Here is a 22,485-nt window from a genome sequence, read left to right as displayed (position 1 = left end):
CTCTACATTAATTTTTTACGGAAATATTCGCTCGTTGTTTCAATGATAAAAACAGTACCAACAAGCATTAAAAGAATCATGCCCACATTCTCGTAGCTTCTCCAGCCTAAACTTTCATTGAGCAGCAGGCCGATTCCCCCTGCACCGACGTATCCTAAAATAGACGCATAACGAACATTCCCTTCAAAGCAAAACAATGATGTCGACAAGTAGTTAGGAAGGATTTGTGGCAGGATGGCAAAACGAAAGGCTTGAATGGTCGTTAGCCCCATCGACTGCATGGCCTCGTAGGCTTCCATATTAGCGTTTTCTATTTGCTCATATAATAGCTTTCCAACATATGCAATGGTAAATAGGAAAATGGCTACTGTGCCAGCCATCGTTCCAAGCCCAAAAATAAATGTCGCAATAAGTGCAATAATCAGTGTCGGTAAAGTTCGAAGTAGGCTTAAAATAAACTTACTTACCAGCGCAATTCCTCTATGCTTGGTTATATTGGTCGCTGAAAGAACGGCTATTGGTAAGGCACATATAGCCCCCGCAATAGAGCCAAATAACGACATTTTAATCGTATCGAAGAGCGGCTGCCATAGCTTTGATAAGTAGGCCCAATTCGGTGGAATCATCTGTTGTAGGATGACAAAAAATTGTTGAATTCGGTTCACTAAAATTTCTAAGCTAAAGCCTGTAATACGAATGGCAAGCACAGTTAATACGAATAGAATAAGCCACACGATTGGCTTGAATGACCGTTTTCCCAGCACTTCTTTGCCATTAGGCAATACTATTTTTTTCGGTGATAGCAGCTTCCATCGCATGGTTCGTTACGCCTCTTTCCTGATTCGTATTGTGATAGATGAACGCAAGCGTTTCCTCGTTGATTTCATCGGCTTGTCCATCAAAGACAATTTCACCACCACGTACACCAATAACACGTGTTGCGTAAGCTAATGCCAAATCAACATGATGAATGTTAATCAAAATGGTCATGTTTAGCTCTTGGTTAATCCGTTTAAAGTCCTCCATAACTTGCTTTGCTGTTACAGGGTCTAACGATGCAACAGGCTCGTCAGCTAAAATGATTTGAGGATTTTGAGCAAGCGTACGAGCTAAAGCAACACGCTGTTGCTGTCCACCCGATAACTGATCGACACGTACATAGGCCTTATCTAAAATACCAACCTGATCAAGTGCCATTAATGCTTTACGCTTTTCCTCTTTCGTAAAAATGCCTAAAATTTTTCGCCAGGCAGGCATAGTCGGTACAAAGGAAACCAACACATTTTGCAAAACTGATACACGAGTAACAAGGTTAAAAGATTGAAAAATCATGCCAATATTACGGCGTAGATGGCGAATACCCTTGCCCTTGAGTCGATGCACATTCACATCATTAACATGCAATGTTCCCCCCGTAATATCATGCATTTTATTAATACAGCGCAACAGTGTTGATTTTCCTGCACCCGATAAACCGATGATAGCCACAAATTCACCTTGCTCAATTTGAAGATTAATTTGCTGTAAGGCAAGATAACCATTTGGATAACGTTTTTCTACTTCCTTAAACTCAATCATTGTACCGCTCCATTTCTAAAAAAGAATCTCACCGAATGAATGAAAGAAGAATCTGCTTTCTGCGGGATAACCGCAAGCCACAGATTCTTCACCTTCAAGACTGACTTTAGTTCGAACCTAGATTTTGCACTAATTTCTGTGCTTTACGCTCATTGTCATAGTCACTATCCTTTGCAGCCTGATAGCCTTCATGGCTATAGATAGCAATCACTTCTTTCCCTTTTTCAGTGTTGCCAATATTTATGAATGCCTGTTGAACTGCCTCTTTCAACTCTGCTGTCATAACCTTTGAGTTTTTACTCACACTAATCGTGTCATTATAAATAGCGGGCATAACACCAATCAAATCTGTCTCCTCCCAAATGGAAGCAGAGCGGGCAAATTCGCCTTGCCAGCTTTCTTCATAATCGCGACGTGCATCTGCATATGTGACCAAAACATCCGTTTGACCTGCTGCTAAACGGGCAAAGGCACTCCCATAAGAATCCGCCTGAACAACCTTCGTTAAATCAGGAATTGTTTTATCAAAATTCTCATGTAACCATAATGTTGGATAAATATAGCCCGCTGGTGAAGAAGAGGACATGACGTTCCAAGTAGCATCATTTAAATCTTCAAACGTTAATTTTTCACCGTTATTGACTTTCGCTGCTAATGCTTTCCCTTTTTCAGATGGCCCTGCCACCAAAATGGCTCTATAAGAAGTGGCCTGTGTTGTTGTCGGAGCAGTTGGCTTGTTTTTATTCCAATCAATTGGATGATCAGAGTCATTATTTAAGCCTGCACGTGTAGCTGTTAAAATGACTTCTGCGCCATCATCATAGAGCACATAAGTTCCCCCAGGAATTAAGCCAATATCGGTCGTACCTGCAGATAAGGCTTCACCCACTGCTTCAAAATTTGTTCCTACTGTAATATCGATCTCACCTACATCAAAGCCTAATTTTGCAAGCTCGTCCTTCAGCAACCCCTTTAAAGGTTCTGTTGCCGTAATAATTTCATCTGGATTACGTGAAGGCACAAAGCCAATCGTTAATTTGTCTACTGATTCATTGCCACTTGCCTCAGTAGACGTCTCTACAGTTTTATCAGCACTTGATGTACTAGTAACTTCATTTCCACATGCCATTAAGAACACAGAAAGCGTGCACGTTAACGTTAAAAGTAGTAATTTCTTCAAAGTGTTATCCTCCCCATTTTTGAAATGCTTCCTCAGTATATACAGTAAATATTTTCCTAGTGTTAAAAGCGAGTAAATCTATGTATCTAATTCGTAAAATAGTATTTTGATATTGTAAATACGCTACTTTCCTGGCTATTACTTTATATACTGTGGATATACTACTAATCGGAGGATCAGTTATGACGATAAAAACCATACAAATACTGGCAACTAGCGATATTCACGGCTATATTATGCCAACTACTTTCCGAAACAATCATAATGAAGCAATTGGCTTAGCAAAGCTAGCAACCATCATCGAGGAAAAACGGCTTGAAATGCCTACCCTCTTAATTGATAATGGTGACTTTATTCAGGGAAGTCCCATGACTTTTTATCACCAGAAATTCCAAGCACAAGAATCGAATCCATTGATTCAAGTTGCCAATGAGCTTCAATATGATGCCATGGTATTCGGCAATCACGAATTTAATTATGGTCAAGAGACGTTACAATCTATTAGGAGCCAATCCAATTTTCCATGGCTAGGAGCAAATATCGTGACAGAGGATGGCAAGCCATTTACGAAGCCTTATATACTAAAAGAAGTAGATGGTGTTCGATTGGCTATTTTAGGTGTGACCACGCATTTTGTAACAAAATGGGAAGAACCGCTCCATATCCAAGGTCTTCACTTTGAGGATGCCTTTTCGAGTGCTAGCTACTGGGCAAAATGGATTCGTGCTAATGAACAAATTGATATTCTCATTCTTTGCTATCACGGGGGATTTGAGCGAAATCTTGAAACGGGAGAATTGCTTGAAGCAGAGGATGGTGAAAATCAAGGGTACCGCATGTGCGCAGAAATTGATGAAGTCGACATTATTATTTCTGGTCATCAACATCGTGAGATTTGCACAACTGTTATGGGAAAATCCGTTGTTCAACCTGGTACTAAAGGAGTTTGTCTCGGTAGCATTCAACTCGAAATCGAGATGGATGACCAGCATACGATCCAAACGATTTCTCATACACCATCTCTTATTTATAGCGCTGAAAGTACAATACCTAATGCAGCTGTTTGTCAGCTTATCTCTCCTACATTTGAAAAAACCGAAGCCTGGTTAGATGAAACGATTGGTGTGATCCAAGGAGATTTACAAATCAAAGATCCGTTTCTAGCACGCATTCAAGAGCATCCTTATATAGAGTTTATCAATCGCATTCAAATGGCGACATCCGGAACTTCTATTTCTTGTACGGCTCTTTTCCATGATGAACGAGGTGGCTTAAAGCAAGCTGTCACCATGCGTGATATTGTTACAAACTACATCTATGCCAATACATTAAAGGTACTTCGTCTATCAGGACAGGACATCTTACTCGCACTTGAACAATCTGCTAGTTATTTTACGGTCGAGGCAGGACAATTAAAAGTGGCAGAGCCATTTCTTTATCCTAAGGCACAGCCCTATAATTATGATATGTGGGAGGGTATTGAATACATCTTTGACATATCCAAACCGATTGGTGAACGTGTGACGAAACTTTTGTACAATGACAAGGCTATCCAAATGGATGCGGAATTTGATGTTGTAATGAGCAGCTATCGTGCTACAGGAGCAGGGAATTTTGACTTTTTAAGAAATTGCCCCATTGTAAAAGAAATACAAATTGATATGACCGAAATAATGGCTGATTATATTTTAAAGCATCCCTTCATCAAAGTAACTTGTAATCAAAATTGGCAAGTACAGTTCTAAATAAAAATGCCAAATTCCTTGTAAGCACTACAGGAATTTGGCAATCTTTATGTGTATCTATTTAAGCCTGTTGGCGAATGTCTTGAATGCTCTTCCCCTCAGTAAACGCATGAATTGATGCAATGGAGCCCACCGATTTAAAATTTGCCTTGTCATAGACGTTGGCAACCTGCTCACTAATCGGTAATATCCAAAGATGCTCTAATGCCTGTTTTACTGATTGCTGTTGGATATGTTGCAGCATATAGCCGATTAAACCTCGACCACGATAGTTTTCAGTTGTTGCAACACTTTCGATCCTTCCTTGATTTCCTGACACAAAAATATTTGCCGAGCAGCACGCCACCCCATCTAGTCTTAATAGATAATACGTAAAATGTGACGAATGATAGGTTTGCTCAAATGCCTTTTTTATTAATGAAGGCTCTCCAAATGCAGCAATGCTCATTTCTACTGCTAATGCTTCCTCCATATTTGCATCCGTTACACGCTCAATTTGAATGGCAGGATTAGGTGGAAGTATCGCATATTCACCGTTCCAGTACTGAATTTCGTTGACAAAATGCTCATATTGAAAGCCATGCTTCTCTAATGCCTCTATACATAAATGGTTTTCTTCAAGATTATACAAATAAATTCGTGGAATCAGAGATTTTGATTGATAGAACGCTTTGATAGCTTGTAAAAACGCATCTGGCTGTTCAATCTTTCTCCAAATCTGTGCATGATTTGCATCATAATAGGTTGGGATAGCCTGATTGTAAAATAAGGGCCCCTCCTTAGAAACCTCCACTTCACTGAAACTCTTCACATACTCTATATCAAGCTGCATAATGCGTTCTAAATTAAACATGCTCTGCGCCCCCCTCTAACCATCTTTCATATAAATGTTCTAATTGTATTTCAAGCTTCTGCCGTTGTTCTTTAGCAAGCGATGGTTGTTGTAGTTTTATCTCTAATTTTTCAATTTGTTGTTCAATCAGTAGTTCTTTTTTAGGTGGCTGTGTTTTATTTGCTGGTTGTTTTTCAATCGTTTTCTTTGTGAATTCCTGTCTTTTTTGTTTAGCCCACTCATAATCTCCCTCAAAAACCTGAATTGTTTGATTATCTATCCATGCTGTTTTCGCGAAAATTTTCTGTAAGAAATAGCGGTCATGGGACACACCGATGATTGTGCCTTCAAAGGATTCTAGTGTCTCTTCCAAAACTTCTCTTGCTTCAATATCTAAATGGTTGGTCGGTTCATCTAGGATTAGTACATTAATATCCTCATGCATTAGTTGTGCCAAACGTAGACGCATTTTTTCTCCACCACTTAAGTCCTTCACTTTTTTAAAGACATCATAGCCATAGAATAAAAATCGTGCGAGAATATGCCGGGCTTCAGCCTCTGACACTGCAACATTTTCACGAAAGGCATCAATTAATCGGATAGAAGGATTTTGATGTTCAAATTGCTGTGAGAGATAGCCAAATTTCACATTGCTACCAACATAACAGATTCCACGCTTCGGAACGATTTCCCCTAGCATCATTTTTAATAACGTTGACTTTCCACTACCGTTGTTCCCAACAATCGCCAACCTTTCCCCAAAATAAACAGCGAGGTTGCTGTCCTTCAATAAAGGTTTATCATATCCATGATGAACCCCTTCTAATAGCACTACCTCTTTGCCACTACGCTCAGCCATTGTTAGCGCTAAATTCATTTTCTTTTTGGTGATTGGCTTCTTTACTCGCTCGATACGTGCCAGTGCTTTTTCCATACTCTTAGCACGTCTATGCATAGACGCATTTGGCGGGTTCGCTTCATTCGCCCACTGCTTTAAACGTTTAATCGTTTCTTGCATTTTTTTAATTTTCTTTTGTTGCTCTTCATAATTTGCAAACTGTTGTTCAACCTTTGCTTCTTTTTGTGCTATAAAAGCATCATAATCGCCGTTATACGTAAAAGCCTCTCCATCCTCAATTTCGATAATCTTTTGCGCTACTTGATTCATAAAATGCCGGTCATGAGAGACGACAATGACAATGCCCTCAAAGTTTCGTACATAGTTTTCAAGCCACTCAATTGCCTGCATATCAAGATGGTTCGTTGGTTCATCTAATAACAAAATAGAAGGCTTTTTCAATAAAATTTGCCCAAGCATTACCTTTGTTTTTTCTCCGCCACTTAAACTGTTAAACGGTTGTTCTAGCATATCCGTAATACCTAGTCCATTTGCGATCATGGCTAACTGGGTGTCTACTTCATAGCCCCCCAGCAACATAAACTGCTCCTGCACTCGCCCGTATTGCAATAATATTTTATCCGTTACCGTTGACTGCATTTCTTGCTCAAGTGCTGTCATTCTTGCTTTCATTGCATAAATATCCGAAAATGCCTCCTCCAGCACTTCTTTCACAGCATGTTGTGGATAGTGGGGAATTTGATGTAAATAGCCAATCGTCGCTTCCTTACTTTTAATAATTCGCCCCTTTTCAGGTATTTCTACACCTGCAAGTAGCTGTAGGAGAGTCGTTTTACCACTGCCGTTCACACCGACAATCGCCACATGCTCGCCACTATTTACCTCTAGCTGTAAATTTTCGAATACTATATTGCCACCCATAATTTTTTGTAGTTGTTCAGCTTTCATTTGCATCGTTTTTTCCTCCAATGAAACGTGCGAAAACATCTTTAGAACACAAAAAAGACTGCTCCTTAACAAGCAGTCTTCTTCTCATATAAATGTGTGAAAAAGAATGGTTAATTCGCTACGTTTGTTATTTGATTTTGCTTAAAAATGGACAGACCTATCCCGTTGTTCGCAAAATCGAAAGTAATCACACGTGCAAAATACATAGCTGTATCCACTTTTACACATGTTTTCGTAGCGTTTTTATTCATTCCTTTTCACCTCCGTTCATAATAGTTATAGGTATCATAACATTAGTCAGATTATTTGGAAAGGAAAAAATTCACTAATCATTAAATTTTATAAATATACAAATAGACATTCTAGTTATATACTAATATAAAATAGAAATTATTTACCAATTAATTTCAATATTTAGGTTATTGGTAATGGTTTTTCATGCATGTTTTATGATGTAGCTAAAAATGTGGAGGGACATTTAATGAAAAAGCTAGGAATGCAAAGTAAAATGAGCTTATTAATTGTAGTTATCATTGGGTTTGTGCTAATTGCCATCGGTCTCATGAATACAAGCGAAATGAAAAAAACTTTAGAAAATGAGTACCAAACAAGGCTCAATCAAATTTTAGATGTAAGTATACATAATCTTGATCAAACACACCCAGGTGATTGGCAAATAAAAAACGGGGAACTGTACAAAGGAAACGTCAACATCGCAAAGGAAACAGCACTTATTGATACATTAGGAGAATTATCACAGGCTGCGATTACGATTTTTTCTGGAGAAACACGTATTAACACAAATATTGTCATTGACGGTCAACGTGCTATTGGCACAACTGTCGATCCAAAAGTAGCGGACACAGTTTTAACAACAGGGAAAATATATTCTGGTACAGCTGAAGTTGTGGGCAAACCCTACTTTACAAAATATAAACCCATAAAAACTAAAAATGGAGAAATTATTGGCATGATTTTCGCTGGCGTACCTTCTTCTGACATTGATGTAGTAGCTCAAAAAATGTTGCTAAAAACGGGCATTATAGCTGTGATTTCTGCTATCATTGCTGTGCTTGCGGGCATGCTCTTCGTACGAGGTATTGTCAAACCTTTGAAACAATTAAATCACCAGCTAGAAACAATTTCAGCTGGGAAAGGCGATTTAACTCAGCAAATTGTGGTGAACTCGCAAGATGAAATTGGCCAAGTCGCAAAATCCTTTAATGCCATGCTTACCACCTTACGAAGCATGATGCAACAAGTAGATGAAACGGCCAATCAGGTATCCGCATCCTCTTTGGAATTGTCTGCCACTGCGGGATCAACTACGGCAACGACAGAAAAATTAACAGCTAATATGCAAGAATTAGCGAGTGGTGCGAGTACACAAAAGCATAGTGCTCATGAGAATGCTGAAGCAATGCAAGATATTGCTGGAGGGATTCAGCTCGTTACGGAAACAAATGGTGAAGTATCCTCCTATGCATCCGATGCTTGGGATACAGCTAAACATGGAGAAGAAGCGGCACAAGATATGCAGCTTCAAATGCGCAGGATGTCAGAGGCTGTTCAAGAAAGTGCTAATTCCATTGCAGCCCTTGATACACACGCTAATAAAATTGATGAAATTGTGGAAGTCATTCATGCGATTGCTGAGCAAACGAATTTACTAGCACTCAATGCATCCATTGAAGCAGCACGCGCTGGTGAACATGGCAAAGGCTTTGCTGTCGTTGCAGAGGAGGTTCGTAAACTTGCGGAACAATCCAAAACTTCTGCAGCAGAAATTACAGACACAATCCATACTATGCAACAGCTTTCTAAGGAAGCCCGTGTGCACATGCAGCAAAGTAAGCAAGAAGCCACAACAAGTGCCGAGGTGGTTTACACGACAAGTAAAGCCTTTGAAGAAATTACAACCAAAGTGTCGCTTGTAACGAATAAGATTCAAGAGGTTTCAGGAATTGCAGAGGAGTTATATGCAAGAATTGAACAAGCCAATGCTTCCACACAAATTATGGCCGAAATTGCCATAGATGCTCGTGAGCAATCAAAAGTCGTTACTCAGATTGCGGACACCAATCTATTATCAATGGATGATATTAATGATGCTGCGTCACAGCTAACGAGAAACGCTGAAACATTACAGGATTTGATTCATCAATTTAAATATTAAATAAAAGAAAAACATGAGGGTTTAGTGTACTACTATCCCCTCATGTTTTCACTTTTTTCACAAACATTTTTACCACGGGCACAAGGAAGATCGAGACCACTAGTACACGGAATAGCTGAAAAGCCGTCACGATTGCCACGTTTGCATGTACAGAAGCGGCGATAATTCCCATTTGATCAAGTCCCCCAGGTACAATGCTTAAAAAGCCTGTCCTAAAGTCGAGACTGTACAACACTGTCATCACAAATGTTAGACCATAAGCTGCTCCGATAAAAATACCTGCTGAGACAAATGCATAAAAAATATGCTTCTTCGATAAATGGAGATCCTCTTTTTTCAACAATAAGCCGATATAAATTCCTAGCATGAGTTGAGCAATATGCAGTAATGATAATGGTAGCTTGGGTACCTCTACCCCTGCCATATTAATACCCATTAGTAAAAACACTGGTCCAAGCATATAGCCTGTTGGAATTTTTAACTTTTGAGCTAGCCAACCTGCTACACCACATACCACAAGTATACCAACAAGATTCCATGTATACATTCCATCAATCATAGAACTGCTACTACCAGCGCCTGCTACCATTAAAGGAACAAAGCCGACGATTAAAAGGACACGAAGGATTTGAAAGAACGTAATAACTACCATATCCATCTCCTCTTGTTCTTCAGCAAATGCCACAACCTGTGACATGCCACCAGGGACACAGCACGTCAAGGCAGTCGCAAAATCCAAATCGGTGCGCTTTGCTACAAGAAAACTAACAGCGAAAAATAGCAAAATAAATAATATATTTAAAATGACCATGCTCCCTAAAAAAAGCTTAATATCCTGAACAGCCTCTGGTGTAAAAGCATAACCAATGGAGTACCCCGCTACGATTAAACCAATATTACGAAAAGAATGATGCCATTTCAATTGTACGTTGGTTGACAGCTGCACGATGAGCACCGCTGTAATCGCACCTAGCAACCAAGGCATCGGTATATGTAAAAATTGAAAAATCACAGCACCTATTAAACCAATGCATAATGTGATGAACATATGCTTATCAAAAACAAACATGGTAGCAACCCCTTCAACTCGATAAGCCTATTATGACGTTTAAGCATCTTTTTTTCTACCGGGCCGACTTGTGAACTGTATCGCTTAAAAAGAACCCGTTATCTATAAAATAAAACCTCTTATCGAAGATTTTATCCTTGTTAAAATTTTCTATGCTACATTAGTAATACCTGATTCAGTGTTTTAAAAGGAGGCCTCCTATGAAAATTCATTTAACCATCAATCATGAACTTGAAGAAACAGAGGTTCATATTCATGCCAAGGAATATAATGAGCAAATTGAAAGATTGATGAAGCAGCTTCAAGCATCCCAAACGACGATGCTAGACGGGTATTTCCAACAAGAAATTCATCTATTAAAAATTTCTGATATTTATTCCATTTACGCGGAGGGTGCCAAAGTATTTTTGCAAACGGATGAGCAAGAGTTTGAGTCAAAGCGAAAATTATATGAGCTAGAGGCACAGCTAGCCAAAGATTTTGTACGCGTGAGCAAATCTACACTTGTCAATATCCATAAAATCGCCTCTATTCAAATGGGCAAAATTGGCACTACACAACTATTACTCGAAAATGAAGTAGCCATTCATGTCAGTCGAAAATACTTAAAAGAATTAAAGCGACATTTAGGTATTGGGAGGGATCTATAGCATGAAGTATTTACGCATGATGATTATTGGACTACTCATTTCCCTTAGCTCTTCTTACATCTTAGTCACATTAAGCGTCCTTTCAAACAATGCGGTTATGTCAGGAGCAGAATTACTGGAGGAGATTATCATTGCTACCCTTCTTGGTATTGCGATTGGACTATTTTCCGCCATTTTTGATATCGAGCCAATACCTTTTACGATTCAGCTACTTTTACATTTAATCGCTGTCACAGCATGTGTATTAACGGCAGGCTACTTCGGGAATTGGTTTGAGCATTCAGGTGTGAAATATGTGTTACTATCGGAAGCCATCATTTATTCCATTGTTTGGTGTATTATATATGTTTTTCAAATAAGGGATATTGAAAAAATGAATCGAGAAATTCAAAAAAGAAAGGATTAACAAAGATGACCATTGCAATAGAAGTTGAGAATTTATGTAAACACTATGGCGAACAGCAAGCTGTCAAAGGCATTTCTTTTACAGTTGAACAAGGCACTCTATTTGCTTTTTTAGGGGCAAATGGTGCTGGTAAATCTACTACCATTGAAATACTTTGTACATTATTAAAAAAATCAAGCGGTCAAGTAACCATTAATGGTTTCACTCTTGACGCAAGCAATGATAATGGGGATATTCGCAAATCCATCGGTGTCGTTTTCCAGCAAAGTATATTAGATGAACGATTAACTGTGCGCGAAAATATCCTGCATCGTGGTCAAACATATGGTTTATCAAAAACACAGCTCACAGAAAATTATCAATTTGTCTCCACCTATTTGCATTTAGATGATATTGAAAAGCAAAAATACGGAACATTATCTGGTGGACAAAAAAGACGAGCAGATATCGCTCGTGCACTTATTCATCGCCCTAGTGTTTTATTTCTAGATGAGCCTACAACGGGTTTAGATCCACAAACACGACAATTCGTTTGGCAGGCTATCAAGCAGCTTCAACAGGAAACTAATATGACCGTTTTTTTAACAACTCATTATATGGAGGAAGCAGCAGTAGCCCATCAAGTCCTTGTCTTAAAGCAAGGGACAATTGTCGCGCAGGGTACACCCGATGCGCTGAAAACAAAATATGCCTATGATTCAATGGCTCTCGTTTTTCACAATCCATTGAAAGGTGTAAGGTGGCTAGAGGAAAATGCGCTCTCTTATACAGAGAAACAAGGGATATATACTATTCGTTTATCCTCTACTCTACATGCGCTGACCCTATTAAAACAAGCAGAGAAACTCATTGCTTCCTTTGAGGTCATTAAAGGATCGATGGATGATGTCTTTCTTCATATTATGGCAGAGGAGGAGATCGCGTAGTGGAAGCATTAATTAGTCTAGTTCAGCGGAATAATAAAGTATTTAGAAGAGATAAAACGCAGGTATTCTTCTCCCTACTGTCAGTCATTATTGTCATTGTGCTGTACGCTGTCTTTCTCCAAAAAATGCAGGTAGATGCCATTGAACGACTAACAGAAGCAACACCAGAATTAATGACGATGGTCAATGAATGGCTTGTAGCAGGATTACTGTCCATGATTGCTGTTTCTACTACACTCGGTGCATATGGCATTGCCGTTAAGGATCAGGAGTCAAAAGCACAAGCAGATTTTTTAACAGCTCCCCTTTCCCGTTCAACGATTCAGCTAAGCTATGTCATCAATGCGTTTTTCATCGGCAGTATTTTTTCCTTTATCGCACTCATCGGCTGTGAAATCTTTCTTGTAGCAACAGGTGGTAAGCTCCTAAGCTTTGGGGATTTTGTTCATGTACTCGGCATTTTGTTTTTATCTGTCCTGCTAGCGAGTGTCTTTAATTTATTTCTGTCATTATTTGTGTCCACGCAAAATGCTTTTTCAACACTCGGCACAATCGTCGGGACAGTACTCGGCTTTTTATGTGGTGTCTATGTACCTCTTGGTGCTCTACCAGGCTTTGCTCAAAATTTAATCATGTATTTCCCCATTAGTCATACAACATTACTGTTACGCAATGCATTTATGGATAGCTCTATTGGCGATGTTTTTGAAGGTGTGCCTGCTTCCTATGTGGAAGACTATAAAATCAATTATGGCATTGTCTACGAGCTTCATGGAAAAATACTCAGTACTTCGACTAGCCTCATCATTATCGTTTGTACAATCGTCATACTTGCGCTAGCATCTATGATGTTATTTAAAAGAAAATATAAATAAATTTTAGCTAACAGATTTACACATCGTTTAGGAAACGATGTGTTTTTTATTGCATTTAAACAAACAATTTGTTATTTTAAATATAAATTAATAAACAAAAATAAATATTGTTTGTATTTACGGAGGATTCCCCTATGGATGTAAATGAACTATTTTGGCAAGCTCCTATCGATGACCTCAAAAAGGGTTATACCAATGAGGGAACACATTTCACCTGCCTTCTGTGCGGTGAAAAAGTAGAGAAAGGAATCATTTATCCTTATGAAGGCTTATTGTACGAAGCCGAAAAAATGATGCAGCAGCATATGACAATGACACATCAATCTGTTTTTCATTATTTAAACGGTCTCAATAAAAAAATGACAGGCTTAACAGAACATCAAAGCCATATTTTACGCTTATTTTATGAAGGTAGATCAGATCAGGAAATAAAAGAGGAATTAGAGATTGGTAGTGCCACGACCATTCGCCATCATCGTTTTGCTTTAAAGGAAAAGGAACGCCAAGCCAAAACATTGTTGGTCATGATGGAATTATTGAAGGAACAAGATCGAAAGGAGGAACCATTTGTGTCTATTCATAAAACAGCTACAATGGTTGACGATCGCTATAATGTCACTCTCTCAGAAGAACAGCAATTATTGGCGAAATTATTTCCACATGGTGTTGGCAAGGAGCTAGTTCGTTTTCCTAAGCGTGAAAAACAAAAAATTATAGTACTTCGTGCCATCACAATGCTTTTTGACAAAGAAAAACAATATACAGAAAAAGAATTAAATGAAATCATCAAACCGATGTATGAAGACTACGTTCATATACGTCGCTACTTAATTGAATACGGTTTTCTGGACCGCAAAGCTGACGGTAGCGCTTACTGGGTTAAAAAATAAGAAGGCAGGTTTTTGAAATGGATCATAAAAAAGAGTTAAAAGAGATGTATAAGGACATGAAAATTGAAGCGGGCGTTTTTACGATGACTAATACAGAAACTGGGAAAGTGTTTGTGGGGAGCTTTAATAATTTAAAACGTTTAAATGGTTTTCAGTTTATGCTCAAAACGAATACACATACGAATAAGGAGCTTCAAGCAGATTACAATTCATTTGGTCAAGATGCTTTTGAGGTGAAAATCGTTGAATATTTAAAGAAAAAAGAAGATGGCTATTTCGATGCCAAAAAAGAGCTCGAAAAGCTAGAGCAAAAATGGCTCGACACGCTAAATCCTTATGGTGAGCGTGGGTATAATTCTTAGGATTTATCCAATAGATAGCTGTGGGATCAAGCAAATGAAAATTTAACAGTTCCCTCAGCTATTTTTTATTCATCCACACGATTCCATCTTAAATTATCAGCATCATCATAGCCATAATAATAGATTGGGCGATCGTGCTTATCATAAGCAACAGCTTCTAATAAATCAATTTGCTGCGCATAAGGTATATAAAACGAAACTAGTTTACTATGTTCAATGGATTTTTTGATAATTCCTTGCTTTGAGTTAATTGTTATATAGGAAACATTTTCATCATGAGATAATACAACAAACAAAGTTCCTTCATGATTCAAACGATAGCTCATGCCTCCTATTGTCTCTAAGGAATCATTCGTGGAGGAGATACCTGTAGCATAAACCCTTTTATATAGAAATACGTTTTTTTGTACCAAAACAGTTTGATAGATTTCTTTTTTATCACGCTTAAACAAATAAAAAATATCGTGTCCTTCTTGAATCTTTTCAACAATCTTATACTCAGGTGTCATAAAAAAATTGGCTTTTGCAGCGCTTAATGCAGTTAAACGATAGCCTCCTAACAATAATAAAGCGCTCAAAGTGACTATTGCTAATAACAAGAATTTTCTCATCTATTTTCTCCACCCTATAGCATTTTCAGTTGGATTGAGACAGTTTAACTTTCTTTGTTTATTTTGTCACTTCTAACAACTGAATTTCTTGCTGTACTTTTTTCGTTAATTTACTGAAAACAAGCTCATACGAATGTTGGATAAGCTTCTCTACCAAATCCATCGGGACATCTTCAGCACCCATATAAATGGAGTTCCAATGCGTTTTATTCATATAGTAGCCAGGTATAATACTGACAAAGGATTCTCGTAATTCCTCTGCTCGTGCAGGCTCGCATTTTAACGTTAATACAGGCTTACCTGTAGCATTTCCCCCAATCATGGCATACATTTTCCCACCAATATGATAGCGGTCTGCTTGCCATTCCTCCTTATAGTCATAAATCGTTCCCTGTAGTTGTAGACAATGAGCATGAATCATTTCTTTTTCCATCTATTTCTTCCCCTTTCGACACAAAATAAAACACACGTTCGATTATGGTTAGTATAACCTAAAACGTGTGTAGGGACTAGCCTTATTTAGTTCGTACTTCGATCAAACATGCCCATAACCTCTGTTGTCTGTAGGATATTCACAAACGACTTTGGATCGGTTTCCTTAATCGTACTTTTTACATCCGCGAGTTGATAACGCGTAATGACAGTGATTAACACTTTTCGTCCTTCACCAGAGTAGGCTCCCTTCGCATCGATAATCGTTACACCACGATGAAGTTTTTGCAACAGCTGCTGCTTGACTTCTTCCCCTTTACTCGTAATAATCATCAACGTTAATTTAATATGGCTTGTATGAATCGTATCTACCACTTTTCCTGTTGCATAAATGGAAACAAGCGTTAATAATGCCGCGTCCCAGCTAAAGACAAAGCCAGAAGCTGCCACTACAACACCATTCATAGCAGCAATTAATGTACCGAGTGGAAAATCTCGTTTACGACTTAGTAGCATGGCAATAATATCAAAGCCCCCAGAGGAGCCTGCTGCACGAAAAATCATACCCATCGCAAAGCCTACAATAACTCCTCCAAATAGGGATGCAAGGATAGGATCTTGTGTTGCCTTGTGAATTGGAATAACATATAAACTCACGGACAAAACGGCTACAGAAAGAATCGTATAGCTGATAAATCGCTTACCAAGCTTCATCACACCTAAAATCAGTAAAGGCAAATTAAGCAGTAAATTTAATACCCCTGTATTCCAAGGGGTAATAATGCCAAGCATGATGGCGATACCACTCAATCCACCACTCAAGATTTCATGGGGAATTAATAAATAATTATAGGCAAAGGCCACTAAAATGGAAGAAAGAGTAATTATAATCACATTACGCATAATGATATCCCCTATCAATCAACGACCAAATTTTGATATATCTTTCTCATAGATTACCCAATTTCTGCTGATGAAAAACCTATATTCCTAATTTTTCTTCTGTTCTTCCTTTAAAGGGGCAGTCTGTTTGTGATCACCTGTATCGGCCACCTTATAAATACGCTCTAGCATCGGCGGATGTGTATAGCGGAACCATTTAACAAGAAGCGGAGGGTTGACCTCACTTAATCCTGAAATCGTTAGTTTTTGAAAAGCTGTTACGGCCGCTTCACGATCATTCATGAGGTTAATTGCATACTGATCTGCTCTTGTCTCCTGATATCTTGAGATGAAGTTCGACACTGGATTAGAGGCAAATAACAATATAGAGGTAATGAGCAAAAATAATGGATATGAGCTAATGCTGCCAACTTTATTGATGTTCAGTACCTGTCCATAGCGTCCAACCAAACGTCGCATAACCTTCGCTGTAAACCATAACCCCACCAACGTAAGCAATAAATAACCTGCAATGCCAAAATAAATATGCTTTTCTACATAATGGCCCATCTCATGTGCCATGATAAATAAAATTTCATTGTCCGTCAGTCTATTTAATGTGGTATCCCACAGTACAATTCTCGAATTGCTACCAATCCCTGTCACATAAGCATTTAAGGAGTTGGTCTTTTGTGCCATATTGACCTCATAAACATGCTCTGCTGGTATATTCGCCTGCTCAGCAATTGAGAGTATCTTCGTTTCCAGCTCTTTATTTTTTAACGGATAAAAATCATTGTACAAAGGATCAATGACAACTGGCTGGATGAACATCACAAAGATTGTAAAAGGGATGGTTAATAGCCAAGCGTAAAGCCACCACCTTTTCTCGCTCTTTTTAATGAGCCAATAAATAACCGTCACAATGATGAAGCTCATCCCAAAGTTCACCCAAAAATCAATAACACCATCTTTCATCCAAGACGCAAATGCTTGCGTACTGATGCCATAGCTTTTGCTGAGGTAATAGCGATAATAATCAAGCGGGAATAAAACAATATAGAGCAATAGGGATAGCAGGAATAGGTAGCCTGCACTTTGCAATAGCTTCCACTTCGTTTGGGAGGTCGTCACTTTTTCAAAATAACGGGAGATGCCCAATAATAAAATCAAAAAGTAAATAAGCCATTCCAAAGGAGTCGCTACAAAGAATAAAAAATTCCGTATTTTTGAATATTCACCACTTAAAAAAAGCTCCTTACCAGACATAAACATTACTGGATCTGCCACCGTTCCTTGTAAGGCGCTAGGTATTTTTCCTCCGCCGCTATGGAATATATACCAGTACATACAAAGCACGTAAACACCGAATAATAGTAGCGTAACAATGCCCATTTTCTTCGCTATGTTAATTCCCCCTCATATCATCCAAAGTTCGTCCTATAGTAAGTGTAAGCGAAAATATCAAAGTTAGAACAACATAGACCTACTTTTTTAATATCTCAATTCACAAAAGAAAAATTCGCCTCATTTCTATCAATGAGCATACAAAATCTTTCTCATTGTTTCAAAATGCTGCGAATTTATTATGTTCTTACTTATTTATTCATGACAAATGCGGTTTTTCCACGCTGATCTATACTTAAGTAGCCTGCAGATAATAGCTGCTCATACCATTGCTTTTCGATAACAGCCGCTTGGTTAGCATTATCTGCTTTTGTAGAAAGCTCCACCATAATGTCTCCTTTGTACGCTTCTTGCTCTAGAAAGCTTCTTTATAAGTTATGGCATTAGCAAATCCATATTCTACTACCTGAGCTAACGTATTTTTATACCATGCTTCTGAATGCCAATTTACAATTTCTTTACCGAATTTTCGAGAATCAATTTTTGGGCAACACTCGCATCAACCGTATCGTAAGAGACAAAAGTATGATAGGCTCCCTTCGTACTCCCTGCTACCATACCCCAAGCAAAAAGAGGAGAGGCAATTATTTTATAAATATAATCGTATTATTTTCTTTAATATAATCTACTGTTGGATGAGGGCTTTCCATTGAAGCAACTTCTTTGTTATGAATTAAATCATAAACAATCCATTTCATATTAAAACTATTAGTTGGATTTTCAAAGAAAACAATCCATTCTTTGTTTCCATAATAGAAATAACTTGAATTTCCTACTGTATATAACTCCTTATTATTACTGGCATCATATAATACTTGTGTATGTTCGCTTTCTTTTACTCCATATAAATCATCATTAAAGAAATAGATGACATCATACTTCCCATCAATAATTCTTTCTAGATAATTTTCACTGAATGGATTAAACATTTTCAAAATATATGTTTCATCTCTAAGATTATGTTTATACCAATAAACACATTCGTTTTTATTATTTTCCAATACAAAGCTTTCACTATTATCACATTGATCTACTATACAAGTCTCTGAAATTGGCAAATCATTTTTTATTTGTTCTATAAATAAATTATAGTCAATGATTACAATGCTCTCAGTAAAATTTGAATTTTCCTTTTCCCTATGATTCCATGCATTTTTTTTATTACTGTAGGATAATGAGCCAGTTGTAAAATAAACGAATTTTTTATTTTTTTTATCAATTACTTTTATGTTATTAACATTTAAAAAGGTATCATCCTGTCCTATTTTTTCAGGTATTGAGTAATACTTATTTTCTAAAAAATCTACGAGAATACAATTTGAGTGCCTAGTAAATTTTTGCGATTCTATCTGTGGTACACATACAACTAAATATCTTTCTCCCAAGCCATACAGCTCTGTTTCAGATAAAGAAGAATTCTCAGGATTGGAACTATTATCCTCTATTTTTAATGTTATTGAATCTTTTAAAATTAGGTTTTTGCAATCAATTTGGTTTAATATTAAATTTGCAGTTTTTCCTTCCCACATCAATCTGCTGCAATAAAAATATTCATTATAAAAAGAATTACTTGATAACTGAAATCCATTCGGAATTAGCAATTGATCAACTTGATTAAGTTGATAATTATAGCGAACAATACCTTCATAATAACCAGTTAAATAGCTCCAACTTTCACTTATATCTCTACTCATAATATACATATTATATGGCTCTACTTTTGATTGTGTCGTAATAAGTTGACGATTTTCAAATCCTTCTAAAATAACTGTTTGCACCATATTATATCCTCCTCTTAATTACCATAAAATCACTCTTCACTATTCAAAAATAGTAACATAAAAATAGATCTCTTCTCGATATAGCTGTCTTCATACTGAAGGGACAAATAAAATCAAAACACCTTTCGTTGGCAGGAGAAGGCGTATATCACTACACTCGTCAAATCGTTCAACTTCAAAAGGATATGAATCGTTTTATAGAAAATCTTTTAGCAGGGCATATCGGGACATTACGTTTTGGGGCAAGTGGCTTACCTGCTCATATTTTTATGCCAAATTTAATTCATCAAGTTTCAACAGCTTACCAGATATCCGCATTTCATTAGACGTAAAAACAGCACCTGAAATTGAAAAAAAGTAGCACTTCAAGAATTAGATTTCAGGCTTATCATGGAGACCCAACAGGAAAAGCCCTTCCTGCATTACGAAACAATTGGGGAAGATGCACTTGTTTTGGCATTTAGCCCTTCACACAAACTAGCGACTAAATAGGACAGCACCAAAGAAGATATTCTTAAAAATAAGCTTTTATTGCATACCTCTTCTAGCTCCACTAATCACTTCATTGAGAAGTGGATGGACTCTTTCCAGCCTTCTACTTATACGATTGAGCTGGATTCTGTGAGCACCATAAAAATGCTGATCTTTGAAACAAACATGGCTTTTCTATCTAGATCATACCCTTGATGAATTTGTCAAAACGTCGGTTTACGATGTAGCAAAGCAATTAAAAATGTCCCCTGTTATGACATAATTCCACAGGTAGTCGTAATAACATGGAATGGGAGCATATTTTTAAGAAAGGAGGGTTGTCCTTGCTAACTAGGCTTCTGACAAAGGATTGTATACAGCTTGCAAACTTTGTCCATTCGTGGCAAGAAGCGATTCATTTAGCTGCAAGACCATTAGTACAGCAAAATAAAATTGAGCAACGCTATGTCGAAGCCATGATTCAATCTATTGAGCAATATGGCTCCTACATCGTCATTACACCAAAAGTGGCCATTCCCCATGCACGGCCATCTGATGGTGTTCATGAGCTTGCCATGAGTTTGCTCCGGTTACAACAGCCTGTTTTTTTTAACCCTAATCAGCCTGTTTACTTACTAATTGTGTTAGCTGCCATCGACAATACGTCACATCTACAGGCGTTAGCTGATTTGGCAGCAGTATTACAAGACCCTGACCAGATTGAAGGCCTGATTGCCTGTCAGCATGCAGACATGATTTGTGAAAAAATCAAACAATATACGACAAAGGAGTCACCAGAATGAAAATTTTAGTCGTGTGTGGAAATGGTTTAGGTAGTAGCTTGATTTTAGAATGGAATGTAAAAAAGGCATTAGAGGCATTGGGTAAAAATGCTGAGGTAACCCATACAGACTTAGCATCTGCAAAGGCGGAGAAAGCAGATATTTATTTAGGGGCAGCAGACATTGTGAATGAATTAGCGAAAGACAATGGAACCATTGTGAGCATCGTCAATATGATGAGTATTGTGGAAATAAAAGGAAAACTAGAACCTTTGCTTTAAGTACGGAAAATTTGGATAGGATGAGGTGTTGATATGTTGGATGTTATCATGCATGACATTTTAGGAACACCAGCTATACTAGTCGGCCTATTCGCTTTTATTGGTTTACTCATTCAAAAAAAATCTAGCTCCACTGTTCTTTCAGGTACATTCAAAACAATTATGGGCTTTGTCATTCTTGGTGCTGGTGCCACTGTCTTGATTGGCTCGTTAGACCATTTTAGTAAAATGTTTGATCATGCCTTTCAAGTACAGGGAGTCATTCCCAACAACGAGGCCATCGTGGCAGCTGCTCAGACTAATTTTGGTACAGCTACAGCATTGATAATGGTATTTGGTATGATAATGAATCTATTATTTGCGCGATTTACGCCATTAAAGTATATCTTTTTAACTGGGCATCATACATTATTTATGGCTTGTTTAATCGCGGCTTCATTGTCAGTTGGTGGAATGAGTGGTACACCTCTTATTATCGTAGGGTCTATCATTCTTGGTCTTTGTATGGTAGTGTTCCCTGCCATTTTACAACCCACTGTTCGGCAAATAACAGGTAGTGATGATTTTGCTGTAGGTCACTTCGGCAGTGTTGGCTACTATATTTCTGCAAAGATTGGTAAGCTCTTTGGTAATAAAACGAAATCAACTGAGGACATACAGGTTCCAAAATCATTAGGCTTTTTACGAGATACCTCTGTCGCTATTTCTTTAACAATGAGCGTATTCTTTGTCATTGTTGCCCTTTTCGCAGGCCCCTCCTATATTGAGGCACAATTATCAGCTGGCTCTAATTTTATTATTTTCGCTATTATGCAAGCGATCACATTCGCTGCAGGTGTCTATATTATTTTGGCGGGTGTCCGTATGTTAATTGCTGAAATTATTCCAGCCTTTAAAGGCATTGCTGATAAGCTTGTCCCAAACACAAAACCAGCACTAGATTGCCCAACTATTTTCCCCTTTGCACCAAACGCTGTCATCATTGGTTTCATCTTTAGTTTTTTAGCAGGACTTGTCTCTATGTTTATCCTCCCCTTCATTGGTTTAAAAGTGATTGTTCCTGGCCTCGTTCCCCATTTCTTCACGGGAGCTGCAGCTGGCGTCTTTGGCAATGCTACAGGCGGCAGAATCGGTGCCATGTCTGGGGCCTTTGCTAATGGTCTATTAATTAGCTTTATTCCAGCCATACTCCTAATCTTTATGGGCGACATCGGCTATGAAGGCACAACCTTTGGCGATTCAGATTTCGGTGTTATCGGCATTATTATTATTAATCTATTAAAATTATTCGGAGCTGTTTAGAACATATATTAAAGCCTAACGCTATCTGCGTTAGGCTTTA

25 protein-coding genes are annotated in these 22,485 nt (G+C 37.9%); 12 read left to right on the top strand and 13 right to left on the bottom strand.

Features of this window, described 5'->3' with window-relative positions; all coding sequences use genetic code 11:
- Window positions 1-2: 2 nt before the first annotated feature.
- The 3 genes from phnE to MHI22_RS23220 all read right to left on the bottom strand — a co-directional run bounded on the left by phnE (window position 3) and on the right by MHI22_RS23220 (window position 2,758).
- Window positions 3-818 (bottom strand): phosphonate ABC transporter, permease protein PhnE, encoded by an 816-nt coding sequence (gene phnE, locus MHI22_RS23230; protein WP_271912723.1) that lies wholly within the window; start codon window positions 816-818, stop codon window positions 3-5.
- The gene (gene phnC / locus MHI22_RS23225) at window positions 775-1,578 is read right to left on the bottom strand and encodes a phosphonate ABC transporter ATP-binding protein (protein WP_036126991.1); all 804 of its coding nucleotides are present in this window, start codon (window positions 1,576-1,578) and stop codon (window positions 775-777) included. Before phnC ends, phnE begins: the two co-directional genes overlap by 44 nt.
- A 106-nt stretch (window positions 1,579-1,684) precedes the next feature.
- A complete protein-coding gene (locus tag MHI22_RS23220) occupies window positions 1,685-2,758 on the bottom strand; it encodes a phosphate/phosphite/phosphonate ABC transporter substrate-binding protein (RefSeq protein WP_340812739.1) in 1,074 nt (357 codons plus the stop codon).
- A gap of 182 nt (window positions 2,759-2,940) precedes the next feature.
- On the opposite strand from MHI22_RS23220, the gene MHI22_RS23215 reads away from it, so the two are divergent.
- The gene (locus MHI22_RS23215) at window positions 2,941-4,503 is read left to right on the top strand and encodes a bifunctional metallophosphatase/5'-nucleotidase (protein WP_340812738.1); all 1,563 of its coding nucleotides are present in this window, start codon (window positions 2,941-2,943) and stop codon (window positions 4,501-4,503) included.
- Between the two features lie 61 nt (window positions 4,504-4,564).
- Here the strand turns inward: MHI22_RS23215 and MHI22_RS23210 are convergent, their stop codons facing one another.
- The 3 genes from MHI22_RS23210 to MHI22_RS23200 all read right to left on the bottom strand — a co-directional run bounded on the left by MHI22_RS23210 (window position 4,565) and on the right by MHI22_RS23200 (window position 7,393).
- Entirely contained in the window at window positions 4,565-5,356 is a 792-nt protein-coding gene (locus MHI22_RS23210) for a GNAT family N-acetyltransferase (protein WP_340812737.1), read from the bottom strand.
- Window positions 5,349-7,148 (bottom strand): ribosomal protection-like ABC-F family protein, encoded by a 1,800-nt coding sequence (gene abc-f, locus MHI22_RS23205; protein ID WP_340810304.1) that lies wholly within the window; start codon window positions 7,146-7,148, stop codon window positions 5,349-5,351. Before abc-f ends, MHI22_RS23210 begins: the two co-directional genes overlap by 8 nt.
- A gap of 104 nt (window positions 7,149-7,252) precedes the next feature.
- Window positions 7,253-7,393 (bottom strand): RAxF-45 family protein, encoded by a 141-nt coding sequence (locus tag MHI22_RS23200; RefSeq protein WP_004232534.1) that lies wholly within the window; start codon window positions 7,391-7,393, stop codon window positions 7,253-7,255.
- Between the two features lie 230 nt (window positions 7,394-7,623).
- On the opposite strand from MHI22_RS23200, the gene MHI22_RS23195 reads away from it, so the two are divergent.
- Entirely contained in the window at window positions 7,624-9,318 is a 1,695-nt protein-coding gene (locus MHI22_RS23195; protein WP_340812736.1) for a methyl-accepting chemotaxis protein, read from the top strand.
- Window positions 9,319-9,358: 40 nt separating this feature from the next.
- On the opposite strand, the gene MHI22_RS23190 is transcribed toward MHI22_RS23195, so the two are convergent.
- A complete protein-coding gene (locus MHI22_RS23190; protein WP_058844275.1) occupies window positions 9,359-10,387 on the bottom strand; it encodes an AbrB family transcriptional regulator in 1,029 nt (342 codons plus the stop codon).
- 200 nt (window positions 10,388-10,587) lie between these two features.
- Between MHI22_RS23190 and MHI22_RS23185 the strand changes: the two genes are divergently transcribed.
- The 6 genes from MHI22_RS23185 to MHI22_RS23160 all read left to right on the top strand — a co-directional run bounded on the left by MHI22_RS23185 (window position 10,588) and on the right by MHI22_RS23160 (window position 14,496).
- Window positions 10,588-11,037 carry a LytTR family DNA-binding domain-containing protein gene (locus MHI22_RS23185; RefSeq protein ID WP_036127005.1) on the top strand — a complete coding sequence of 150 codons (450 nt, stop codon included), beginning with the start codon at window positions 10,588-10,590 and terminating at the stop codon, window positions 11,035-11,037.
- 1 nt (window position 11,038) lies between these two features.
- Complete coding sequence (locus MHI22_RS23180; protein ID WP_036127006.1) at window positions 11,039-11,443, top strand: DUF3021 domain-containing protein; 405 nt, start codon at window positions 11,039-11,041, stop codon at window positions 11,441-11,443.
- A 5-nt stretch (window positions 11,444-11,448) separates the two neighbouring features.
- Window positions 11,449-12,369: an ABC transporter ATP-binding protein gene (locus tag MHI22_RS23175; RefSeq protein ID WP_036127007.1), complete on the top strand. Its 921-nt coding sequence runs from the start codon at window positions 11,449-11,451 to the stop codon at window positions 12,367-12,369.
- Window positions 12,369-13,244: an ABC transporter permease gene (locus tag MHI22_RS23170; protein WP_340812735.1), complete on the top strand. Its 876-nt coding sequence runs from the start codon at window positions 12,369-12,371 to the stop codon at window positions 13,242-13,244. Before MHI22_RS23175 ends, MHI22_RS23170 begins: the two co-directional genes overlap by 1 nt.
- A 134-nt stretch (window positions 13,245-13,378) precedes the next feature.
- The gene (locus MHI22_RS23165; RefSeq protein WP_036127011.1) at window positions 13,379-14,134 is read left to right on the top strand and encodes a DUF2087 domain-containing protein; all 756 of its coding nucleotides are present in this window, start codon (window positions 13,379-13,381) and stop codon (window positions 14,132-14,134) included.
- A 17-nt stretch (window positions 14,135-14,151) separates the two neighbouring features.
- Window positions 14,152-14,496 (top strand): GIY-YIG nuclease family protein, encoded by a 345-nt coding sequence (locus MHI22_RS23160; protein ID WP_058844272.1) that lies wholly within the window; start codon window positions 14,152-14,154, stop codon window positions 14,494-14,496.
- A gap of 65 nt (window positions 14,497-14,561) precedes the next feature.
- On the opposite strand, the gene MHI22_RS23155 is transcribed toward MHI22_RS23160, so the two are convergent.
- The 6 genes from MHI22_RS23155 to MHI22_RS23130 all read right to left on the bottom strand — a co-directional run bounded on the left by MHI22_RS23155 (window position 14,562) and on the right by MHI22_RS23130 (window position 19,609).
- Window positions 14,562-15,095 (bottom strand): hypothetical protein, encoded by a 534-nt coding sequence (locus MHI22_RS23155; RefSeq protein ID WP_340812734.1) that lies wholly within the window; start codon window positions 15,093-15,095, stop codon window positions 14,562-14,564.
- 70 nt (window positions 15,096-15,165) lie between these two features.
- A complete protein-coding gene (locus MHI22_RS23150; protein ID WP_340812733.1) occupies window positions 15,166-15,540 on the bottom strand; it encodes an MmcQ/YjbR family DNA-binding protein in 375 nt (124 codons plus the stop codon).
- An 86-nt stretch (window positions 15,541-15,626) separates the two neighbouring features.
- Window positions 15,627-16,442, bottom strand: a complete 816-nt coding sequence (locus tag MHI22_RS23145; protein ID WP_036127018.1) for a YitT family protein — start codon at window positions 16,440-16,442, stop codon at window positions 15,627-15,629.
- A gap of 87 nt (window positions 16,443-16,529) precedes the next feature.
- A complete protein-coding gene (locus MHI22_RS23140) occupies window positions 16,530-17,828 on the bottom strand; it encodes a M48 family metallopeptidase (protein ID WP_051891739.1) in 1,299 nt (432 codons plus the stop codon).
- 191 nt (window positions 17,829-18,019) lie between these two features.
- Window positions 18,020-18,154 (bottom strand): hypothetical protein, encoded by a 135-nt coding sequence (locus MHI22_RS23135; protein ID WP_255358802.1) that lies wholly within the window; start codon window positions 18,152-18,154, stop codon window positions 18,020-18,022.
- A gap of 258 nt (window positions 18,155-18,412) precedes the next feature.
- A complete protein-coding gene (locus tag MHI22_RS23130) occupies window positions 18,413-19,609 on the bottom strand; it encodes a hypothetical protein (RefSeq protein WP_271912700.1) in 1,197 nt (398 codons plus the stop codon).
- A 128-nt stretch (window positions 19,610-19,737) separates the two neighbouring features.
- Here MHI22_RS23130 and MHI22_RS23125 point away from each other — a divergent pair, with 128 nt between their 5' ends.
- The 4 genes from MHI22_RS23125 to MHI22_RS23110 all read left to right on the top strand — a co-directional run bounded on the left by MHI22_RS23125 (window position 19,738) and on the right by MHI22_RS23110 (window position 22,445).
- Window positions 19,738-19,935, top strand: a complete 198-nt coding sequence (locus MHI22_RS23125; protein WP_231745049.1) for a hypothetical protein — start codon at window positions 19,738-19,740, stop codon at window positions 19,933-19,935.
- A gap of 489 nt (window positions 19,936-20,424) precedes the next feature.
- Window positions 20,425-20,883, top strand: coding sequence for a PTS sugar transporter subunit IIA (locus MHI22_RS23120; protein WP_340812732.1), 459 nt, complete (start codon window positions 20,425-20,427; stop codon window positions 20,881-20,883).
- Window positions 20,880-21,143, top strand: a complete 264-nt coding sequence (locus tag MHI22_RS23115) for a PTS sugar transporter subunit IIB (RefSeq protein ID WP_036127024.1) — start codon at window positions 20,880-20,882, stop codon at window positions 21,141-21,143. The genes MHI22_RS23120 and MHI22_RS23115 overlap by 4 nt, the downstream gene beginning before the upstream one ends.
- A gap of 33 nt (window positions 21,144-21,176) precedes the next feature.
- Complete coding sequence (locus tag MHI22_RS23110) at window positions 21,177-22,445, top strand: PTS ascorbate transporter subunit IIC (protein WP_340812731.1); 1,269 nt, start codon at window positions 21,177-21,179, stop codon at window positions 22,443-22,445.
- Window positions 22,446-22,485 lie beyond the last annotated feature (40 nt).

This window comes from Lysinibacillus sp. FSL L8-0312 (assembly GCF_038003285.1).
GTDB lineage: Bacteria > Bacillota > Bacilli > Bacillales_A > Planococcaceae > Lysinibacillus > Lysinibacillus fusiformis_D.
The sequence above is the reverse complement of the archived record's forward strand: the minus strand, read 5'-3'. Positions and strand labels throughout refer to the sequence as shown.